The sequence below is a fragment of the Bacillus sp. F56 genome, from assembly GCF_001748205.1.
Lineage (GTDB): Bacteria > Bacillota > Bacilli > Bacillales > Bacillaceae > Bacillus > Bacillus stercoris.
Genome location: NZ_BDFC01000004.1, coordinates 321,955 through 342,065 on the forward strand (window position 1 = coordinate 321,955; position 20,111 = coordinate 342,065).

19 protein-coding genes are annotated in these 20,111 nt (G+C 46.5%); 18 read left to right on the plus strand and 1 reads right to left on the minus strand.

Annotated elements, in window-relative coordinates; all coding sequences use genetic code 11:
* The first annotated feature begins 5 nt into the window (after positions 1–5).
* Positions 6–1,328 (plus strand): purine/pyrimidine permease, encoded by a 1,323-nt coding sequence (locus BFW96_RS01775; protein WP_040081477.1) that lies wholly within the window; start codon positions 6–8, stop codon positions 1,326–1,328.
* Between the two features lie 61 nt (positions 1,329–1,389).
* Entirely contained in the window at positions 1,390–1,761 is a 372-nt protein-coding gene (locus BFW96_RS01780; RefSeq protein ID WP_014665823.1) for a DUF423 domain-containing protein, read from the plus strand.
* Positions 1,762–1,804: 43 nt separating this feature from the next.
* Here BFW96_RS01780 and gerQ read toward each other — a convergent pair whose 3' ends face one another.
* Positions 1,805–2,341: a spore coat protein GerQ gene (gerQ, locus tag BFW96_RS01785; RefSeq protein WP_014665822.1), complete on the minus strand. Its 537-nt coding sequence runs from the start codon at positions 2,339–2,341 to the stop codon at positions 1,805–1,807.
* A 319-nt stretch (positions 2,342–2,660) separates the two neighbouring features.
* On the opposite strand from gerQ, the gene spsA reads away from it, so the two are divergent.
* From spsA to BFW96_RS01870, 16 genes are all read left to right on the plus strand, one after another.
* The gene (gene spsA, locus BFW96_RS01795; RefSeq protein WP_069838472.1) at positions 2,661–3,431 is read left to right on the plus strand and encodes a spore coat dTDP-glycosyltransferase SpsA; all 771 of its coding nucleotides are present in this window, start codon (positions 2,661–2,663) and stop codon (positions 3,429–3,431) included.
* 4 nt (positions 3,432–3,435) lie between these two features.
* The gene (locus tag BFW96_RS01800) at positions 3,436–4,860 is read left to right on the plus strand and encodes a CDP-glycerol glycerophosphotransferase family protein (RefSeq protein ID WP_069838473.1); all 1,425 of its coding nucleotides are present in this window, start codon (positions 3,436–3,438) and stop codon (positions 4,858–4,860) included.
* A gap of 20 nt (positions 4,861–4,880) precedes the next feature.
* Positions 4,881–6,050 carry a DegT/DnrJ/EryC1/StrS family aminotransferase gene (locus tag BFW96_RS01805; protein ID WP_069150538.1) on the plus strand — a complete coding sequence of 390 codons (1,170 nt, stop codon included), beginning with the start codon at positions 4,881–4,883 and terminating at the stop codon, positions 6,048–6,050.
* Positions 6,051–6,920 carry a GNAT family N-acetyltransferase gene (locus BFW96_RS01810; protein WP_069838474.1) on the plus strand — a complete coding sequence of 290 codons (870 nt, stop codon included), beginning with the start codon at positions 6,051–6,053 and terminating at the stop codon, positions 6,918–6,920. It abuts the gene before it with no gap.
* Positions 6,920–8,041 (plus strand): N-acetylneuraminate synthase family protein, encoded by a 1,122-nt coding sequence (locus tag BFW96_RS01815; protein WP_069838475.1) that lies wholly within the window; start codon positions 6,920–6,922, stop codon positions 8,039–8,041. Before BFW96_RS01810 ends, BFW96_RS01815 begins: the two co-directional genes overlap by 1 nt.
* Positions 8,034–8,756: a glycosyltransferase family protein gene (locus BFW96_RS01820; RefSeq protein ID WP_069838476.1), complete on the plus strand. Its 723-nt coding sequence runs from the start codon at positions 8,034–8,036 to the stop codon at positions 8,754–8,756. The genes BFW96_RS01815 and BFW96_RS01820 overlap by 8 nt, the downstream gene beginning before the upstream one ends.
* 2 nt (positions 8,757–8,758) lie before the next feature.
* The gene (locus BFW96_RS01825; protein ID WP_069838477.1) at positions 8,759–9,778 is read left to right on the plus strand and encodes a PseG/SpsG family protein; all 1,020 of its coding nucleotides are present in this window, start codon (positions 8,759–8,761) and stop codon (positions 9,776–9,778) included.
* Between the two features lie 24 nt (positions 9,779–9,802).
* Positions 9,803–10,543 carry a sugar phosphate nucleotidyltransferase gene (locus tag BFW96_RS01830; RefSeq protein WP_069838478.1) on the plus strand — a complete coding sequence of 247 codons (741 nt, stop codon included), beginning with the start codon at positions 9,803–9,805 and terminating at the stop codon, positions 10,541–10,543.
* Positions 10,543–11,490 (plus strand): dTDP-glucose 4,6-dehydratase, encoded by a 948-nt coding sequence (gene rfbB, locus BFW96_RS01835; RefSeq protein ID WP_040081490.1) that lies wholly within the window; start codon positions 10,543–10,545, stop codon positions 11,488–11,490. The genes BFW96_RS01830 and rfbB overlap by 1 nt, the downstream gene beginning before the upstream one ends.
* Positions 11,491–11,503: 13 nt before the next feature.
* A complete protein-coding gene (rfbD, locus tag BFW96_RS01840) occupies positions 11,504–12,355 on the plus strand; it encodes a dTDP-4-dehydrorhamnose reductase (protein ID WP_069838479.1) in 852 nt (283 codons plus the stop codon).
* Positions 12,348–12,803 carry a dTDP-4-dehydrorhamnose 3,5-epimerase family protein gene (locus BFW96_RS01845; RefSeq protein ID WP_014665810.1) on the plus strand — a complete coding sequence of 152 codons (456 nt, stop codon included), beginning with the start codon at positions 12,348–12,350 and terminating at the stop codon, positions 12,801–12,803. The genes rfbD and BFW96_RS01845 overlap by 8 nt, the downstream gene beginning before the upstream one ends.
* A 324-nt stretch (positions 12,804–13,127) precedes the next feature.
* Positions 13,128–13,592, plus strand: a complete 465-nt coding sequence (gene bslB, locus BFW96_RS01850) for a biofilm surface layer hydrophobin BslB (protein WP_040081494.1) — start codon at positions 13,128–13,130, stop codon at positions 13,590–13,592.
* A gap of 176 nt (positions 13,593–13,768) precedes the next feature.
* Positions 13,769–15,043 (plus strand): glutamate dehydrogenase, encoded by a 1,275-nt coding sequence (gene rocG / locus BFW96_RS01855; RefSeq protein WP_014665807.1) that lies wholly within the window; start codon positions 13,769–13,771, stop codon positions 15,041–15,043.
* A gap of 231 nt (positions 15,044–15,274) precedes the next feature.
* Positions 15,275–16,822: an L-glutamate gamma-semialdehyde dehydrogenase gene (gene pruA, locus BFW96_RS01860; protein WP_069838480.1), complete on the plus strand. Its 1,548-nt coding sequence runs from the start codon at positions 15,275–15,277 to the stop codon at positions 16,820–16,822.
* A 73-nt stretch (positions 16,823–16,895) separates the two neighbouring features.
* Positions 16,896–18,596: a M20 family metallopeptidase gene (locus BFW96_RS01865; protein ID WP_040081498.1), complete on the plus strand. Its 1,701-nt coding sequence runs from the start codon at positions 16,896–16,898 to the stop codon at positions 18,594–18,596.
* Positions 18,596–20,008, plus strand: a complete 1,413-nt coding sequence (locus BFW96_RS01870; RefSeq protein WP_069838481.1) for an amino acid permease — start codon at positions 18,596–18,598, stop codon at positions 20,006–20,008. Before BFW96_RS01865 ends, BFW96_RS01870 begins: the two co-directional genes overlap by 1 nt.
* Positions 20,009–20,111: the final 103 nt, after the last annotated feature.

The following is a 20,111-nucleotide window of genomic DNA, read 5'->3' on the forward strand; positions in this document are numbered from 1 at the left end:
CTTACGTGAAATTGGTTCTTGGCGCGCTGCAATGGACAGCGTTTATCATTGCTGCGGCGATTGTTGTTCCGGTGGCGGTTGCCCAGTCGTTTCATCTGGATCACTCGGATTCTGCGAGATTGATTCAAAGCACTTTTTTTGTACTGGGAATTGCTGCCGTCATTCAGTGTTTGAAAGGCCACAGACTGCCGATCAATGAAAGCCCCGCCGGTTTGTGGTGGGGAGTGTATACGATCTACGCAGGGCTGACGGGAACTGTGTTTGCGACATATGGAGACACACTGCGGGGGTTGCAGGGAGCTCTTCTTGTAAGCGCTGTATGTTTCTTTTTGTTAAGTGTTTTCAAGGTCATTGACCGGCTTGCAAAATTGTTTACTCCGGTTGTCACGGGCGTCTATTTATTGCTTCTTGTGATGCAGCTGAGTCAGCCGATTATAAAAGGAATTCTCGGGATCGGCTATCGAAAGGACGGGGTGGACGGTCTTGTATTTGGTTTGGCGCTTGTTGTAATCGCTGCCGCCTTTATGATGACAAATTCGAATATCATGTTTTTTAAGCAATATTCTATTTTATTAGCTTTGTTTGGCGGATGGGTGCTGTTTGCGGCTGCCGGGGCGGCAAAGCCGATTGAAATGCCGGACCGGCTGTTTCAGCTGCCCTCCCTGTTTCCTTTTGGGACTCCGTTATTTAACAGCGGCCTGATCATTACTTCTATATTTATTACCATCTTGCTGATCGTGAATATGCTGGCGAGCATGAAGGTCGTGGACATCGCCGTGAAAAAATTCAGCAAACAGCCTGATGGAAAGCATCATGAACGCCATGCCGGTTTTGCCGCTTCATTCAGCCATCTGCTTAGCGGCTTGACGGGTGCCATTGCACCGGTTCCGATTTCGGGAGCCGCAGGTTTTATTGAAACAACCAAAATGCCTTCTAAAAAACCGTTTATGCTCGGCAGTATTCTGGTTATCGTGATCAGCGTGATCCCGTTTTTTATGAATACGTTTGCGAGCCTGCCGTCACCCGTGGGATTTGCGGTGAATTTTGTTGTTTTCTCCGCAATGGGCGGTCTGGCCTTTGCCGAATTTGATTCATATGAGAAAGAAGAATTAAAAAGGGTGCGGTCTGTCATCGGCATCTCGCTGCTGACAGGGGTCGGTATCATGTTTGTTCCTGAAACTGCGTTAAAAGGATTGCATCCGGTATTTATTTCTCTGTTAAGCAACGGGCTCGTATTAGGGACGCTTGCTGCAATAGGGGCTGACCAGTTCCAGCTTTGGCGCAGGAGAAAATCCGACAATCTCGTGTCAACGGAGAACAAACATTGAATTTTGGTGCAGGTGCGATAAGATAAATGATATGAGTTTAACGAAAAGGCGGGAGAGATAGATGAAAGTTTTTATCATATTAGGGGCCATTAACGCCCTGCTTGCTGTGGGGCTCGGAGCATTTGGCGCTCACGGATTAGAAGGGAAAATACCTGATAAATATCTTCAGGTTTGGCACACAGGCGTGCAGTATCATATGTATCACGCTCTGGGGCTTTTCGTTGTCGCGTTTCTGGCTGATAAATTATCCGGCATAGGCAGTGTCACGACAGCCGGATGGCTGATGTTTGCGGGAATCGTGCTGTTCTCCGGAAGCCTGTATATTCTAAGTGTGACGCAAATCTCCATTCTTGGCGCGATCACTCCGCTCGGCGGTGTGGCGTTTATTATTTCTTGGATTATGGTTGTTGTCGCCGCCGTCAAATATCTCTAAACAAAAAAGCCAATCCTCATCATATGAGTGATTGGCTTTTTTCTTATCTTGGCGAATAGGACGCCATGGAATATGGATACGTATAAGCAATTTCTTCATCAAACGTAATGTAATCGAGATAGATTGTCAGGAGCAGATAGCGTGTTCCTGATTTCGGGTCGCTGATAATGATGTGGTCCCGGCCCGCTGCTTCGATGACGCCGCGAAAGATCTTCGAGCCCCATTCCTTGCTGTTTTCAAATGTCATATAAATGGTGGCCGTTTTTCCCCGATTCAGTCGCAAAATATTTTCGATGTAAGATTCCTCAACAGGCAGCATGCCGGGAACGCTTTGGCCCGGTGCTGATGGTGTAGGCCCCGAAGGAATTTGAAATCCGCCGCCCTGCTGCTGGCCCGGAAATCCAAACCCCTGCTGTCCTTGCTGTCCCTGCTGCATTGGCATCATTGGCTGCATCCCCATCGTCTGCATTTGTGACCCTTGGCCTTGCTGCGGGTAAGGGTTGGCGCCGAACTGAGGCTGATACCCCTGCATATTATCAAATCCCTGCATTTGCTGGTATTGATTTTTTTTCGGTTTCATATCGTTCCTCCTTTTTATGAAAGCCATTCAAAACATGTTCTGGATGTATAGGTGAACGCTCCGCGATGACTCACCTCCGATGGAAAACGATCTTAGTCGCTGGTGCGATTTTTATCTCTTTCACCTTATGAGGCTGATGCTTGGAATATGCTGAAAAAGAACAGCGGACGGATCAGATTTCACTCTGGGCAGCCGCGGTTTTTCATAGACATACACAAACTTTTCGCATATTGGTTTGTATCCCTAGCGCAACTTGAGTGTAAGCAACATAAGATAACGATAGTTTCAGGTGTGAAGTTCCAAGAAGGAGGTGTAGGATTTGCCGAAAGTATCAGTCATTATGACGAGCTATAACAAAAGCGATTATGTGGCAAAGTCCATTTCTAGCATACTCTCACAAACGTTTTCAGATTTTGAATTGTTTATTATGGATGACAACTCCAATGAAGAGACGCTGAATGTAATCCGTCCTTTTTTGAATGATAACCGAGTGCGTTTTTATCAAAGCGATGTATCTGGAGTAAAGGAAAGAACAGAAAAAACAAGGTACGCGGCACTGATCAATCAGGCAATTGAGATGGCGGAAGGTGAATATATCACCTATGCGACGGATGACAACATCTATATGCCGGACCGGCTCCTGAAAATGGTGCAAGAGCTCGATGCCCATCCTGAAAAGGCTGTGATTTACTCAGCCTCCAAAACCTATCATTTAAACGAGCATCGCAACATTGTAAAAGAAACGGTCAGGCCTGCCGCTCAAGTGACATGGAACGCGCCGTGCGCCATCGATCATTGCTCGGTGATGCACAGATATTCGGTGCTTGAGAAGGTGAAGGAGAAGTTTGGCTCCTATTGGGATGAAAGCCCGGCGTTTTACCGTATAGGAGATGCCCGGTTCTTTTGGAGAGTCAATCATTTTTATCCGTTTTACCCGCTGGATGAGGAGCTGGACCTGAATTATATTACCGACCAATCGATTCACTTTCAGCTGTTTGAATCAGAAAAAAATGAATTTGTCAGGAACCTGCCTCCGCAGCGAAATTGCCGAGAGCTGCGTGAATCATTAAAAAAGCTTGGAATGGGGTGAGAGCTTGTCGGCCTATTTAAGCAATTATTGGGTGCTGTACCGGAAGTATGTCGAGCTTTTTGACAAACTTCGCTACAAAGGGATTCCGCTTGGGCTTATCAGTAATTTTTATCAATACATCAGCCCTGAGCTGAGGGTGATGATGGAAGAAGAACCGGAGTTATTCGGACCGGTGGACCAGCATATTGATGAGGGGCAGATTCAGCCGTTTTTTGAAGAAAGAATCCAAAACATCGTTAAAACAAATGACGAACCTGTTAAAGGGAAAGTCATTTTGCACTTTGATTACCTGCGTTTTTCAAACGAAAATTACTATCAATTTGATCCTGAAAAAACGGCTGTTCTGGCCAGATGGAGTTTGCCGCATTATTGTGATCTGCCTGTGATTAGCAAGCGGGAGATTGCGGAATCATGCCAAAAAGGCGATTCGAAGCCTTATCTCGAAACAGCCTGTTCGATTCTCGCCCCTTATGATGACCATCCGGCATTTGGTGATCAAGCGTTTCGTGACCGGCTTTTCAAAGACATTCCTTTATTTATAGAGGCCATTGATACAGTTGATGCGCTGTTTGAACAGGAAAAAATTTCAGCAGTTATTGTCGGCACGGCAGAAGATATTTACAGCAGGGTGCTTGCTCTCATGTGTCAAAGGAAAGGGGCCGTCAGCATTTGTCTTCAGCATGGCGCGTTGATGGGCGATGAAGCCTTCATTCCTGTTTTTACAACCTATCAAGCAGTTTTCGGTGCGTATGAAGCAGAGTGGTTCTTACGAAAAGGCTGTAAACCCGAGCAGATTCTAGTAACGGGACATCCCCGCTTCGATCAGATTTTTAACAGAACACCAATGGATATGTCCATATTCTATCGGAAACTTGCTTTTCACCCGTCTAAAAAAATTGTGCTCATTGCCACTCAGCCCTTTTCAGAAGATTTTTATTCCGGTGTGCTGGAAGGGCTTTCTGATCAGAAGCAGCTGCAAATCATCATCAAACCCCACCCGTGGGAAATCGGAAAAAACAAGCTTGATCTGTATCACGCTGCGGCGAAAAAACATCAAGCATGCAGAGTCATCAAAAAGGAGCTGGATCTTTATGATTTGCTGCCGTATGCTGATGCCGCAGTGACGCAAAACTCAACAGTCGGTCTTGAAGCCATGCTGTTTCAAAAGCCTGTGCTGATCGGAAAATCATCCGGAAATCGCTCGTATCCGTACTATGAATCTCTTGGCGATTTTATGTTTGACCAGCCGGATGAACTGGCGCGCACCTTGGTTGAGGTTCTTCGAAGCCCCGACGTGCATCAAAAAGCGGAAGAGGCGCGTCTGGCATTTATAGCGGCTAATTATCCGGTGGCAGAATCAACAAACGCTTTATTTATGGAACTGAAAGCCAAAACAGGGGTTGATTATAGGCGGGAAGATACTGAATAAAATGATAGGAGCGCAAAGAAATGGTGCAAAAGAGAAATCATTTTCTCCCTTACTCATTGCCGTTAATCGGTAAGGAAGAAATTCAGGAGGTTACTGAAACGCTTGAATCGGGATGGCTCTCCAAAGGCCCGAAGGTTCAGCAGTTTGAAAAAGAGTTTGCCGCATTTGTCGGGGCGAAACACGCCGTGGCGGTGAATTCATGTACCGCAGCTTTATTTTTGGCTTTGAAAGCAAAAGGAATCGGTCCTGGGGACGAGGTCATTACCTCTCCGCTTACGTTCAGCTCGACCGCCAATACGATTATTCATACAGGAGCGACGCCTGTGTTTGCGGACATTGACGAAAATACGCTCAATATTGACCCGGTAAAGCTTGAGGCAGCCGTCACACCGCGAACGAAAGCAGTTGTACCTGTCCACTTTGGCGGGCAGTCCTGCGATATGGATGCGATTTTGGCAATTGCCCAAAAACATGGTTTATTCGTGCTGGAGGATGCGGCGCATGCGGTATATACGACTTATAAGCACAGAATGATCGGTTCTATCGGGGATGCGACGGCATTCAGCTTTTACGCCACCAAAAACCTGGCGACAGGGGAAGGCGGCATGCTCACGACAGATGATGAGGAGCTTGCCGATAAGATTCGGGTGCTAAGCCTTCACGGCATGAGTAAAGCCGCATGGAACCGTTATTCTTCAAATGGCAGCTGGTACTATGAAGTCGAATCGCCCGGCTATAAGATGAATATGTTTGATTTGCAGGCGGCTCTTGGACTTCATCAGCTGAAACGGCTGGATGATATGCAGAAACGGAGAGAAGAGATTGCCGGTCGCTATCAAACCGCTTTTCAGCAGATTCCGGGGCTGATCACACCGTTTGTTCATGATGACGGCAGACACGCCTGGCATTTATATGTTCTGCAAGTTGATGAAAAAAAGGCTGGGGTTACGCGAAGCGAAATGATTACGGCTCTAAAGGATGAATACAATATCGGCACGAGCGTTCATTTTATTCCAGTACACATTCATCCGTATTATCAAAAACAATTTGGATTTAAGGAATCGGACTTCCCGAATGCCATGAATTACTATAAACGAACCCTTTCCCTCCCGCTTTATCCGTCAATGTCTGACGATGATGTACGTGATGTCATTGAAGCTGTGCGGGATATCGTAAAAGGGGCTGGTTAAGTGTATACGGTAAAAGAACATGTCTCCAAAGAGGCGATTGAGGAATTTCTCCAAAGCAGACAGCTTACATTGGATGTTCCGTATCAATTTTCCCTCGGCCTTTTTGAAAACAGCAGGCTCCAAGGCGTATTGCTTTACGAAGATTCTTTGTGGGAAAGCAAGGTGCTTCAGAAGAAAGTCATGAATGTCAAACTTCTTGCGGCGAACAGCACCGGGCAGCTGAAGAGGCTGTTTGAAGCTTTTTATTCTGTACGCCAAATGGATGAAACGGATTTTATCTTTGTCCGTGTTCCGGCTGAAGATATCGGAGCCGCGCATGTGATACAGCAACAGCCGTCCTCTTACTTTGTCGGCAGTTTGCTGAAGCTGGCGATGCCTCCGTCTTTTTATGACAAAACCCCGCCATTTTTTGAACTGGGTCCGCCTGAGCCCGGAGACACAGAAGCGATATGTGAGCTGGCCCGAGACTCGTTTGCAAAAAGCAGATATTTTCAGGACCCTCATCTCAGCCGCGATGCAGCAAACAACATTTTTCAGGAGTGGACACGAAACAATCTGAATGGAAGGGCGGCGGTTAATATTGTCGCTAAACACAATGGCGAGGTCATCGGTTATCTTCAGGGCTTATCAAGGGATGATGAGTGCATTCTCGATTTGATGGCTGTAAAGCCGGGATTTGAAGGAAAACGCATTGCCTTTCATTTATTGGCGAATCTCATAGAACAACCGGAGATCCAGAAGCATAGAACGGTAACAGCGGGGACGCAGCTTCACAATGTAAGGGCGATCCGCCTTTATGAACGAATGGGCTTCACCGCTGAACAATCGTATTACTATTATCATATTTGGCCGGGCAAGGAGGCGAAATAATGGCAAAGTTTCAGATTGCAAATAAAACTGTAGGCCATGACGCTCCTGTATTTATTATCGCCGAGGCGGGGATTAATCATGACGGGAAGCTTGATCAGGCTTTTTCGCTGATAGATGCCGCGGCGGAAGCGGGAGCGGATGCCGTGAAATTTCAAATGTTCCAGGCTGATAGGATGTATCAGAAAGATCCTGGTTTGTACAAAACGGCAGCGGGCAAGGACGTCTCTATTTTTTCTTTGGTTCAATCTATGGAAATGCCCGCTGAGTGGATTTCACCGTTATTGGATTACTGCCGCGAAAAGCAGGTAATCTTTTTAAGCACGGTATGTGACGAAGGGTCAGCTGATCTGCTTCAGTCCACCTCGCCGAGCGCTTTTAAAATCGCATCCTATGAAATTAACCATCTCCCGCTGCTCAAATATGTTGCCAGGCTGAACAGGCCGATGATTTTCTCGACAGCCGGAGCTGAAATCTCTGATGTTCACGAAGCTTGGAGCACCATCAGGGCAGAGGGAAACAATCAAATTGCCATAATGCATTGTGTGGCGAAATACCCCGCACCGCCGGAGTACAGCAACCTTAGCGTCATTCCGATGCTTGCCGCCGCTTTTCCTGAGGCGGTGATCGGCTTCTCGGATCATAGCGAGCATCCGACAGAAGCGCCATGTGCCGCGGTTCGGCTTGGAGCAAGATTGATAGAAAAGCATTTTACGATCGATAAAAATCTGCCGGGTGCCGACCACTCGTTTGCATTAAATCCGGATGAATTGAAAGAAATGGTCGATGGCATCAGGAAAACGGAGGCTGAGCTGAAACAGGGGATCAAAAAGCCGATCTCTGAAAAACTGCTTGGCAGTTCATACAAAACAACAACCGCCATCGAAGGAGAAATCAGAAATTTTGCATACAGAGGCATTTTTACAACAGCTCCGATTCAAAAAGGTGAGGTCTTTAGTGAAGACAATATCGCAGTGCTTCGGCCCGGACAAAAGCCGCAGGGACTGCACCCGAGATTTTTTGAACTGCTGACCGGCGGTGTTCGGGCTGTAAGAGACATCCCGGCCGACACAGGCATTGCCTGGGATGACATTTTAATGAAGGACAGCCCGTTTCATGAATGACATTCTCTTTATCATTCAAGCGAGAATGGGTTCAACAAGGCTGCCGGGAAAAGTGCTTCGGCCGATTGGATCGGATCGTTTACTTGATATTCTCGTTCATCGCGTCCGGAAAAGCGCGTTTTACCAAAAGGATCGGGATAATCTTGTCATTGCCACGTCTGACAAAGAAACCGACGACATATTAGAGGCGCATTGCACCAAACATGGCTATCGCGTTTTCCGCGGGAGCGAAGAACGTGTTCTCGATAGGTTTGTCAAGGTCATAGAGGCTGTCAAACCGTCAGTTATCATCCGGTTAACGGGTGATCATCCGTTTGTTGATCCAGAGCTGCTCGATGTAATGATTAAGGCGCATTTTGATCAAGGCGCGGATTATACGTATCTCCTGAATGCCCCATTAGGGATTTGCGGCGAAGTGGTCAACGCCAACCTGTTAATTGACATCAGCCGTATTCAGGCTTTGGAGGATCAATATCAGGAGCATGTCACGTTATATGTGAGAAATCATCCAGCTCTTTATCACGTCCAGTTTTTAGAAGCACCGGAACGGTTTCGCGCCCCTCGATATCGGCTGACCATTGATACAAAGGAAGACTATGAATCGATAAAGGCCCTCTATCAAAAAGCAGGCGAGCGCCCCAATGTATCAGCCTCTGAGCTCATCAGCATTCTGAACCGAAACTCTGATGCGGCGATCAAACGAGAGGCTGACTAGCCATGCGTGTTGGGATCGTTGCAGACGGGGGCTATGAAAAGGGAATGGGCCATGTTGTCCGGATGAAGAGACTTGCGGAAGAACTCAAACAGAGCTGCTTGATTACGTTTTACACGAATCAGGAGTCTGAAGCGTTTCTTCATGAAGAGCATTGGCGTGTCATCGTAAAACCGGAGCTGCAGCAGCACGAATTTATTCTCCGGGAAATAAAAAGCAAGAAGCTTGATTTGCTTTTATTTGATATTCTAGGTGCGCCTGCAGAGCTGTTAAAGAAAATAAAGACGGAAACAGATGCGAAAATTGTTCTCTTTGAAGAGAAAAATGGTAAATCGATTCAATTTAGTGACGCGGTCATTAACGGCATTTACGGTGACATCAGAGGCAGGGTGTACGTTCAGGGAAACACACGCATCTATGAAGGCCCGGACTATCTTATTCTTCACCCCGCCTTTCAGGCCGCAAGAGAGAATTACACACTTAAGAAAGACTGCCGCACTATCCTTGTTGCATTAGGAGGAAGTGATCCGAAGCAGCTTATTTTTAAAGTGCTGGCTGCCGCTGATCAAGTCCCCGCTATAAAAGACAAAAACATGATGTTGGTGATGGGGGGCGCTTCACCGCATCAAGAGGCAGTCCGAAGGCAGATCGAAAAGAAGCCGCAGTACAAGGTGATCGAACAGACAAATGATATGGCGGGTTTGATGAAACAAGCGGACGCAGCAATTGTCGCCGGCGGCATCTCACTGTATGAAGCCATTTGCATCGGCGTGCCGTGCCTTGTTCTCTCTCAGGTTGAACATCAAACGACAACAGCCAAAACATTTGCCGAGCAAGGTGCCGCTCTTGATCTTGGCTTGGGTGAGCTTGTACCGGGTGAAACACTCATTTATCAGATGTCGCGCATTGTGAGCAGCTATCCTCTTCGCCTTTCTTTGCACAAAGGAGGAAGGCTGTTCGTGGATGGAAAAGGCATCAAGCGGGTAACAGCTATTCTTCAAGAATTACATGAACAAAAGGTATAAAAATGCATGTAAGGAAGTGTTAATGTGAAAGGTGTTATTTTAGCCGGAGGAAACGGCTCACGCCTTATGCCCTTAACGAAAGCCGTCAACAAGCATTTGCTTCCTGTAGGCCCGTATCCGATGATATACTGGTCGATTATGAAGCTGGAGGAAGCCGGAATAACAGACATTTTACTCATCAGCCAAAAAGAGCATATGCCGCAATTTTATAAACTGCTTGGAAACGGGGAAGAGCTTGGCGTTACAATCACTTATCAGGTACAGCCTGCAGCATCGGGCATTTCGGATGGGCTGTCTTATGCAAAGCGCTTTACGAAAAAAGAGCCTTTCATTTTATTATTAGGTGATAATATATTTGAAGATTCATTAAAGCCTTATACAGAACGCTTTGAACAGCAGGGGAAAGGGGCAAAGGTGCTGCTGAAAGAAGTTGATGACCCGGAACGCTTCGGAATCGCTGAGATTGATGAAAAAAATACACGGATTCGTTCCATCATCGAGAAGCCCAAACAGCCGCCGACCAACCTTTGCGTTACCGGCATTTATATGTATGATGCGGAGGTATTTTCGTATATTGAACAAATATCACCATCAAAGCGAGGCGAGCTGGAAATCACCGATGTGAATAATCTATACATCGAAAACAGCCAGCTTACGTATGATGTGTTATCAGGCTGGTGGGTAGATGCCGGAACTCACGAATCGCTTTATCTCGCTTCCCAGCTTGTACACAAGGCTTTACAGAAAGGACAGGACGAAAAGTGATGGCAAAATCATATTTAATTACTGGCGGGGCCGGCTTCATCGGGCTCACGTTTACAAAGCTCATGCTGAGGGAAACGGATGCGCGCATTACCGTTTTAGATAAACTGACGTACGCCAGCCACCCGGAAGAAATGGAAACATTAAAGCAAAACAGCCGCTTTCGCTTTATAAAAGGGGACATCAGCGTTCAGGAGGATATCGACCGCGCGTTTGACGAGACCTATGACGGGGTTATTCACTTCGCTGCAGAATCGCATGTGGACAGAAGCATTTCCCAAGCAGAGCCGTTTATCACCACAAATGTCATGGGGACTTACCGATTGGCGGAAGCGGTCTTGCAAGGCAAAGCTAAGAAGCTGATTCATATTTCAACGGATGAGGTGTACGGAGATTTAGAAGCGGATGATCCAGCATTTACAGAAACGACGCCGCTTTCTCCTAATAATCCTTACTCAGCCAGCAAAGCAAGCTCTGATTTGCTCGTATTGTCTTATGTGAAAACCCACAAGCTTCCGGCGATCATTACACGATGCAGCAACAATTACGGCCCTTATCAGCACAGCGAAAAAATGATTCCGACGATTATCCGTCATGCGAAGCAAGGCCTGCCGGTTCCGCTGTATGGAGATGGACTTCAGATTAGAGATTGGCTGTTTGCGGAGGATCATTGCCGCGCCATCAAGCTGATTTTAGAAAAAGGAACCGTAGGCGAGGTGTATAACATCGGTGGCGGAAATGAACGCACGAATAAAGAGCTTGCGAGCATCATCATGAAGCACCTGGGCTGTGAGGAATTGTTCGCCCACGTGGAAGACCGAAAAGGGCATGACCGGCGCTATGCAATCAATGCATCAAAACTGAAAAACGAACTGGGCTGGCGGCAGGAAGTGCCATTTGAAGAAGGCATTGCGCGTACGATTCAGTGGTATACAGACAATGACCGATGAGAAGGTGATCTGATTGAAAAAGGTATTGGTGACTGGGGCGGGAGGACAGCTTGGGCTGGAACTGTGCCGCCAGCTGAAGCAAGCCGGATACGAGGTCATTGCGTTAACAAAGAAGATGATGAACATTGCTGACCAGCGCTCAGTACGGCATTCGTTTGGCCATTATCAGCCGGATATTGTGGTCAATACCGCCGCGTTTACGTCGGTTGATCAATGTGAGAAAGAGCTTGATAAAGCGTACTTGATCAACGGAATCGGCGCTTATTATACTGCGCTAGAGGCAACCCGCATCGGCGCTCAATATGTTCATATCAGCACAGACTATGTATTCGATGGGAAAGGAAACCAGCCTTACAAGGAAAACGATCCCCTTGATCCAAACACCATCTATGGCAAAAGCAAAAAGCTCGGAGAAGAACTGATTCGTTTGGCAACAAAAGACAGCACGATCATCAGAACATCATGGGTGTACGGACATGGCGGCAGCAATTTCGTTCATACCATGCTGAAGCTTGCTGAAACGAAACAAGAGCTGCGGGTTGTCAGCGATCAAATAGGTTCGCCGACTTATACGAAGGATTTAGCAGAAGCGGTCATCAAGCTGTTCAGCCATCCGCCGGGCATCTATCATGTCAGCAATTCAGGCATATGCAGCTGGTATGAGTTTGCGGAGGCAATTATGGAAGAAAGCGGGCTGGAAACAGTCATTTTGCCTGTAACGACAGAGGAATATGGGAACCAAACGCCCCGCCCGGCATACTCTGTGCTGAGCCATCGGGCTATTGAAGAAGCCGGCATCCGCCCCCGCCACTGGCGGGAAGCGTTACGGGAGTATTTGCAGGAAAGGAGCAGTGCGCATGATTGATGGAGTCAAGGTGAAAAAATTGACGAAGCATAGCGATGACAGAGGCTTTTTTGCTGAGCTGGTCCGGGATGATGAGAATCTTCTTGAGCATTTCGGGCAGGCCTCTTGGTCGAAAAGCTATCCGGGTGTGATTAAGGCATTTCATTATCATGAGAAGCAGGATGATCTCTGGTTCTTCCCAACCGGTCACGCTCAGGTTGTCCTCTACGATCTTCGAGACGACTCAAAGACAAAAGGAGAAACGGACGTCTATTATATGGGCGAAGACAACCCGATGCTGTTATTAATCCCAAAAGGGGTGGCCCACGGATACAGAGTGCTGGGAGAAACGCCGCTGACAATTATCTACTTTACCACCATGTCGTATAATCCGGATCAGCCTGATGAAAAAAGAATTCCTTGGAATGATGAGACGATCGGTTTTAACTGGAACACTGAATTCAGATAAAAATAGGAACGTGATCAATCGAAGAGCAGAGGCATCTTCGACTTTTTTTGTCCTTTTTTAAAATAGGATAAAAGATAGAAATCAGAAGGTATAAGTTACTAGAAAAAGAGTGAGAAATCCTCCATTTGAACCTTGTATAAACAGGAAGTAATTCACAAGTGATTCCAAGTTTTAATATTCCTGAAAAAGCATTTACTTCCATGGAAAATGATGATAGATTAATTTTTAAGAAAAAGAACTGTTAATTCGCGAATTGCAAAAAAAACGCTTTTTCTGCAGAGGACGCTCTGGCCAATTTCAACAGTGATTTGAGGAGGAAATGCCATGTTAAAAAGAACTTCATTCGTATCTTCATTATTGATCAGTTCAGCTGTCTTACTATCAATCTTGCTTCCTTCAGGCCAAGCTCATGCACAGTCTGCATCAATCGAGGCAAAAACGATCAACAGCACAAAAGAGTGGACCACTTCTGATATTGAAGTGACATATAAACCAAATGCGGTGCTTTCTCTCGGAGCGGTAGTATTTCAATTTCCTGACGGGTTTCATGCTACGACAAGAGATTCAGTAAATGGAAGAACACTGAAAGAAACACAGATTTTAAACGATGGAAAAACAGTCAGACTCCCGCTTACGCTTGATTTGTTAGGCGCATCCGAATTTGACCTCGTCATGGTGCGCAAAACTCTTCCTCGCGCAGGCACTTACACGATTAAAGGCGATGTAGTAAACGGTTTGGGAATCGGCAGTTTTTATGCTGAAACGCAACTGGTGATTGATCCCCGTTAATCGATAGATTTGTAGTCAGAGACTGAGATGTTTTCAGTCTCTTTTTTTTGTGGATTCAAAAGCTGGTACGGATCTTGCATGATTATATGGTGAATCCAATGAAGAAAGGAATTGGCGGGCTGATTTTTTAAAGCGCTTACATTGCAGCCGGCCAAAAAAACAATGAGGTGAAAAAGATGTCAGCAAAGCAAGTCTCAAAAGATGAAGAAAAAGAAGCTCTTAACTTATTTCTGTCTACCCAAACGATCATTAAGGAAGCCATTCGGAAGCTGGGTTATCCGGGCGATATGTATGAACTCATGAAAGAGCCGCAGAGAATGCTCACTGTCCGCATTCCGGTCAAAATGGACAATGGGAGCGTCAAAGTGTTCACAGGCTACCGGTCACAGCACAATGATGCTGTCGGTCCGACAAAGGGGGGCGTTCGCTTCCATCCAGAAGTCAATGAAGAGGAAGTAAAGGCATTATCCATTTGGATGACGCTCAAATGCGGGATTGCCAATCTTCCCTACGGCGGCGGGAAGGGCGGTATCATTTGTGATCCGCGGACAATGTCATTTGGAGAACTGGAAAGGCTGAGCAGGGGGTATGTCCGTGCTATCAGCCAGATCGTCGGTCCGACAAAGGATATTCCAGCTCCAGATGTATACACCAATTCGCAGATTATGGCGTGGATGATGGATGAGTACAGCCGGCTGCGGGAATTCGATTCTCCGGGATTTATTACAGGCAAGCCGCTCGTTTTAGGCGGATCGCAAGGACGGGAAACGGCGACGGCACAGGGCGTCACGATTTGTATTGAAGAGGCGGTGAAGAAAAAAGGGATCAAGCTGCAAAACGCACGCATCATCATACAGGGCTTTGGAAACGCGGGTAGCTTCCTAGCCAAATTCATGCACGATGCGGGCGCGAAGGTGATCGGGATTTCTGATGCCCATGGCGGGCTCTACAACCCGGACGGCCTTGATATCCCTTATTTGCTCGATAAACGGGACAGCTTCGGCATGGTCACCAACTTATTTACTGACGTCATCACAAATGAGGAACTGCTTGAAAAGGAATGCGATATTTTAGTGCCTGCCGCGATCTCCAATCAAATCACAGCCAAAAACGCACATAACATTCAGGCGTCAATCGTCGTCGAAGCAGCGAATGGACCGACAACCATTGACGCCACTAAGATCCTGAATGAAAGAGGCGTGCTGCTTGTGCCGGATATCCTGGCGAGTGCCGGCGGCGTCACGGTTTCTTATTTTGAATGGGTGCAGAATAACCAAGGATATTATTGGTCGGAAGAAGAGGTTGCAGAAAAATTGAGAAGCGTCATGGTCAGCTCGTTCGAAACGATTTATCAGACAGCGGCAACGCATAAAGTGGATATGCGCTTGGCGGCTTACATGACGGGCATCAGAAAATCGGCAGAAGCATCGCGATTCCGCGGATGGGTGTAATTTTCGGATTTGAAGCCAATGCAAAATAATTTTGCGTTTTTCTTTGTGGGAAGGGCAAAAACCGCAAAAATAATTTGCTTTCAAGCTCGGAAAAAGAGAAAGGTGATCACCTGTTAGACAAATTTCTGTTCGATTCAACAAGTTTTTTCAGCAAAAGACAAGAAAATGGCATGATTCTTGCATTTTTATTCATATGCGAAGATATATTTCATAACACGAGGGGGACTACATATGACAGTCACATACGCGCACGAACCATTTATAGATTTTACGGAAGCAATGAATAAAACAGCATTTGGGGAGTCATTGGCCTTTGTAAACACTCAGCTTGGCAAGCATTATCCGCTTGTTATCAATGGAGAAAAAATTGAAACGGACCGCAAAATCATTTCTATTAACCCGGCTAACAAAGAAGAGGTGATTGGGTACGCGTCTACAGCTGATCAAGAGCTTGCTGAAAAAGCGATGCAAGCCGCATTGCAGGCATTTGAATCCTGGAAAAAACAAAGACCGGAGCACCGCGCGAATATTCTCTTTAAGGCAGCGGCTATTTTGCGCAGAAGAAAGCATGAATTTTCAAGCTATCTTGTGAAGGAAGCGGGAAAACCGTGGAAGGAAGCGGATGCGGACACGGCTGAAGCGATAGACTTTTTAGAGTTCTACGCGCGCCAAATGTTAAACCTTAAGGAAGGGGCTCCGGTGAAGAGCCGTGCTGGCGAGTTCAATCAATATCATTACGAAGCGCTTGGCGTCGGCATCGTCATTTCACCATTTAACTTCCCGCTTGCAATTATGGCGGGAACAGCGGCGGCAGCGATTGTGACAGGAAATACGATTCTCTTAAAACCGGCTGACGCAGCACCGGTAGTGGCAGCAAAATTTGTCGAGATCATGGAGGAAGCGGGCCTGCCAAACGGTGTTCTGAATTACATTCCGGGAGATGGAGCGGAGATCGGTGATTTCTTAGTTGAGCATCCGAAGACACGATTTGTCTCATTTACAGGTTCCCGTGCAGTCGGCTGCCGGATTTATGAGCGAGCCGCCAAAGTGCAGCCGGGCCAAAAATGGCTCAAACGGGTAATTGCTGAGATGGGCGGAAAAGACACAGTGCTTGTCGACAAGGACGCTGATCTTGACCTTGCTGCATCCTCTATCGTGTACTCAGCATTTGGATATTCAGGACAGAAGTGTTCTGCGGGCTCCCGCGCAGTTATCCATCAGGATGTCTATGATGAAGTGGTGGAAAAAGCTGTGGCGCTGACCAAAACGCTGACTGTCGGCAATCCAGAAGATCCTGATACGTATATGGGACCCGTGATTCATGAAGCATCCTACAACAAAGTGATGAAATACATTGAAATCGGCAAATCTGAGGGCAAGCTATTGGCCGGCGGAGAAGGCGATGATTCAAAAGGCTACTTTATTCAGCCGACGATCTTTGCAGATGTTGATGAAAACGCGCGCTTAATGCAGGAAGAAATTTTCGGCCCGGTTGTTGCGATTTGCAAAGCGCGTGATTTCGATCATATGCTGGAGATTGCCAATAACACGGAATACGGATTAACAGGCGCGCTTCTGACGAAAAACCGTGCGCACATTGAACGGGCACGCGAGGATTTCCATGTCGGAAACCTATACTTCAACAGAGGCTGCACCGGAGCAATTGTCGGCTATCAGCCGTTCGGCGGTTTTAATATGTCCGGAACAGACTCAAAAGCAGGCGGTCCCGATTACTTAATTCTTCATATGCAAGCCAAAACAACGTCCGAAGCTTTTTGATTTGAGAGAAATCAAATCGTGCGATTCTTGAGCGGATCGCACGATTTCAACTTTTTGATCAGGAGGACAATTTATGCAGTATACAAAAATCAGTCACATGAATCCGGCTGAAAGAGTGGAGGCGCTGACAGCATCTCTGGTCAGCCTCAGCAGTGTGAACGGCACCGTTGGAGAAGGGACAAAAGCGGATTTTATCAAAGAAGTGATCACGAGCTATCCTTATTTTCAGGAACACCCCAGTCATGTGTGGGAACAGGCCATTCCCAATGACCCATACAATCGCAAAAATATTTTTGCGTTTATTGAAGGATGTGGAGAAAGCCGAAATACAGTCATTTACCATGCCCATCTGGATACAGTCGGAATTGAAGATTTCGGCCCTTTAAAGGATATCGCTTTTGATTGTGAGAAATTGGCGGAGTATTTCAGCCGCTATGAGTTCGATCAGGATGTTCAGCGGGATGCCAAATCAGGCGATTGGATGTTCGGAAGAGGATCTGTCGATATGCAGAGCGGCATCGCCGTACATTTAGCCAATCTCCTGCATTTTTCGGAGAACCTTGAAACATTGCCGGGAAATGTATTGTTTATGGCAAATCCCGATGAGGAGAGCCAGCATTCGGGCGTGCTCGCCAGCATTTCAGAGCTGAACCGGCTAAAAAAAGAAAAACAGCTTCACTATCTGGCTGCCATTAATACAGATTTTATTACCCCGCTTTACGATGGTGATCAGACAAGATATATCTATACTGGAGCCGCGGGAAAACTACTGCCTTGCTTTTACATTTACGGCCGTGAAGTCCATGTTGGCGATACACTGGCAGGGATTGACCCGAATTTCATTTCAGCTGAAATCACAAGCCGTCTCCACAATAACATTCATCTGGCAGAAAAGGTTGAAGGAGAGTTGGTTCTGCCCCCATCCTGTTTGTATCAGCGTGATAACAAGGAATCCTATAATGTGCAAACGGCTGTCAGCACAAGCTTGTATTTCAATTGTTTTATTTATGAAAGAACAGCAAAGGAAATGATGGATTTGCTTATTGAAGTCACTGAGGAAGCATGCCGGGAAACAGAACAAAAATTATCAGACTATTATGAAGAATATGTAAAAAGAGCCAACCTGCCAAAGAAACATTTATCATGGGGCATCCAAGTGTATAGTCTGGAGCAATACTTAGAAAAGCTGAGAAACCGGGGAATAGACCCCGAACAGTGTATCGAGCAGACATTCAAAGCCAACGAGCACCTAGAACTTCGTATGAGATGCTTTCAGGCAATCGAAGAGCTTCAAAAGCTTGACCCCGATCAAGGCGCAAAAGTCATTCTATTTTACGCACCTCCTTACCTGCCGCATAACTATTTGAAAGAAGATAGCACAAGAGATCAGCTTTTGCAGCATGTGATTAAAGAAGCGGCTGACAAAACCGCTGCATCGACAGGCGAAACATTTGTCTTCAAAAAGTTTTTCCCCTACTTGGCAGACGGCAGTTTCTTATCGCTGCATGAAACCGATGACGAAATTGATTCTTTTATCAGAAACTTCCCTGGGTGGAATATGATTGGAACCATTCCGTTTAAAGACATACGCAAGCTGAATATTCCATCCATTAATATGGGCGTGTATGGAAAAGACGGCCATAAATGGACGGAACGAGTCTATAAACCATACACATTTCATGTATTGCCTTTCCTCATACAACAAACCACCGTCCATCTTTTGCAAAGCTACCGGATGACCATCACGGCAAAAGAATCAAAGGAGGAAGGATGATGCAGAATCATAAAAATGAATTGCAGCGCAGCATGAAAAGCAGGCATTTGTTTATGATTGCTTTAGGAGGGGTGATTGGCACAGGGCTGTTTCTGGGCTCCGGCTTTACCATTAGCCAGGCGGGACCGCTCGGCGCCATTGCCGCGTATATCATCGGCGGATTTTTAATGTATCTCATCATGCTTTGTTTAGGAGAATTGGCTGTTGCCATGCCGGTGGCCGGATCGTTTCAGGCCTACGCCACTAAATTTCTGGGACCGTCAACAGGTTTTATGATCGGCTGGCTGTATTGGTTCAGCTGGGCGAATACAGTAGGTTTGGAGCTGACGTCAGCAGGCATTTTGATGCAAAGGTGGCTGCCCTCCGTTCCGATTTGGATATGGTGTCTCGTGTTTGGGATTGTCATCTTTTTGATTAATGCGCTGTCTGTCAGAAGCTTTGCAGAAATGGAATTTTGGTTTTCAAGCATCAAAGTGGCGGCGATCATCTTATTTATCGTGATTGGCGGAGCCGCTGTGTTTGGCTTGATTGACTTTAAAGGCGGACACGAAACACCCTTTTTGTCTAACTTTATGACTGACAGGGGACTTTTCCCTAATGGGGTGCTGGCCGTTATGTTTACGCTGGTCATGGTGAATTTCTCCTTTCAGGGCACGGAGCTTGTCGGCATTGCGGCAGGGGAAAGTGAAAGTCCGGAAAAAACACTGCCAAAGTCCATTCGGAATGTCATTTGGCGCACGCTGTTTTTCTTTGTACTGGCAATGTTCGTCTTGGTTGCCATTCTTCCGTACAAAACGGCGGGCGTCATTGAAAGCCCGTTTGTAGCGGTGCTCGATCAAATCGGCATCCCATTTTCGGCAGATATCATGAACTTTGTCATCTTAACGGCGATTTTATCTGTTGCCAATTCGGGTTTGTATGCGGCGTCGCGCATGATGTGGTCACTTTCATCAAATCAAATGGGCCCCTCCTTTCTCACCAGACTGACAAAAAAAGGCGTGCCGATGAATGCCCTGCTAATTACGCTCGGCATTTCCGGCTGCTCGCTGCTGACAAGTGTCATGGCCGCAGAAACAGTGTATTTATGGTGTATCTCAATTTCGGGCATGGTGACAGTTGTTGCGTGGATGTCCATTTGTGCGTCGCAATTTTTCTTTCGCAGACGTTTCCTCGCTGAAGGCGGAAATGTGAATGATCTGGAGTTCAGAACGCCGCTTTATCCGCTAGTCCCGATTCTCGGATTTTGTTTATACGGATGCGTGTTGATCAGCCTTATTTTCATTCCGGATCAAAGGATCGGCTTGTACTGCGGCGTGCCGATCATTATTTTCTGCTATACGTACTATCATCTGAGCATCAAAAAGCGTATCAAACATGAACCGGCAGAAAAAGAACAGGCAGAGGCGCAATAGGAAAAGCTCTCCGGGAGACCGGAGAGCTTTTTGGTATGTTAAAATCAGTTGATTTTCAAAATGAAACGAGGAAATCTATATTGGGATATAAATGAAAATAATT

What these genes read in the sequence shown, in the direction of transcription:
- BFW96_RS01825 (WP_069838477.1), top strand. Translation starts at nt 8,759, where the DNA reads ATGCGTGTTGGGATCGTTGCAGACGGGGGCTATGAAAAGGGAATGGGC.
- BFW96_RS01845 (WP_014665810.1), top strand. Translation starts at nt 12,348, where the DNA reads ATGATTGATGGAGTCAAGGTGAAAAAATTGACGAAGCATAGCGATGAC.
- bslB (WP_040081494.1), top strand. Translation starts at nt 13,128, where the DNA reads ATGTTAAAAAGAACTTCATTCGTATCTTCATTATTGATCAGTTCAGCT.
- pruA (WP_069838480.1), top strand. Translation starts at nt 15,275, where the DNA reads ATGACAGTCACATACGCGCACGAACCATTTATAGATTTTACGGAAGCA.
- BFW96_RS01780 (WP_014665823.1), top strand. Translation starts at nt 1,390, where the DNA reads ATGAAAGTTTTTATCATATTAGGGGCCATTAACGCCCTGCTTGCTGTG.
- BFW96_RS01815 (WP_069838475.1), top strand. Translation starts at nt 6,920, where the DNA reads ATGGCAAAGTTTCAGATTGCAAATAAAACTGTAGGCCATGACGCTCCT.
- rfbB (WP_040081490.1), top strand. Translation starts at nt 10,543, where the DNA reads ATGGCAAAATCATATTTAATTACTGGCGGGGCCGGCTTCATCGGGCTC.
- BFW96_RS01865 (WP_040081498.1), top strand. Translation starts at nt 16,896, where the DNA reads ATGCAGTATACAAAAATCAGTCACATGAATCCGGCTGAAAGAGTGGAG.
- BFW96_RS01820 (WP_069838476.1), top strand. Translation starts at nt 8,034, where the DNA reads ATGAATGACATTCTCTTTATCATTCAAGCGAGAATGGGTTCAACAAGG.
- gerQ (WP_014665822.1), bottom strand. Translation starts at nt 2,341, where the DNA reads ATGAAACCGAAAAAAAATCAATACCAGCAAATGCAGGGATTTGATAAT.
- BFW96_RS01805 (WP_069150538.1), top strand. Translation starts at nt 4,881, where the DNA reads ATGGTGCAAAAGAGAAATCATTTTCTCCCTTACTCATTGCCGTTAATC.
- BFW96_RS01870 (WP_069838481.1), top strand. Translation starts at nt 18,596, where the DNA reads ATGCAGAATCATAAAAATGAATTGCAGCGCAGCATGAAAAGCAGGCAT.
- rocG (WP_014665807.1), top strand. Translation starts at nt 13,769, where the DNA reads ATGTCAGCAAAGCAAGTCTCAAAAGATGAAGAAAAAGAAGCTCTTAAC.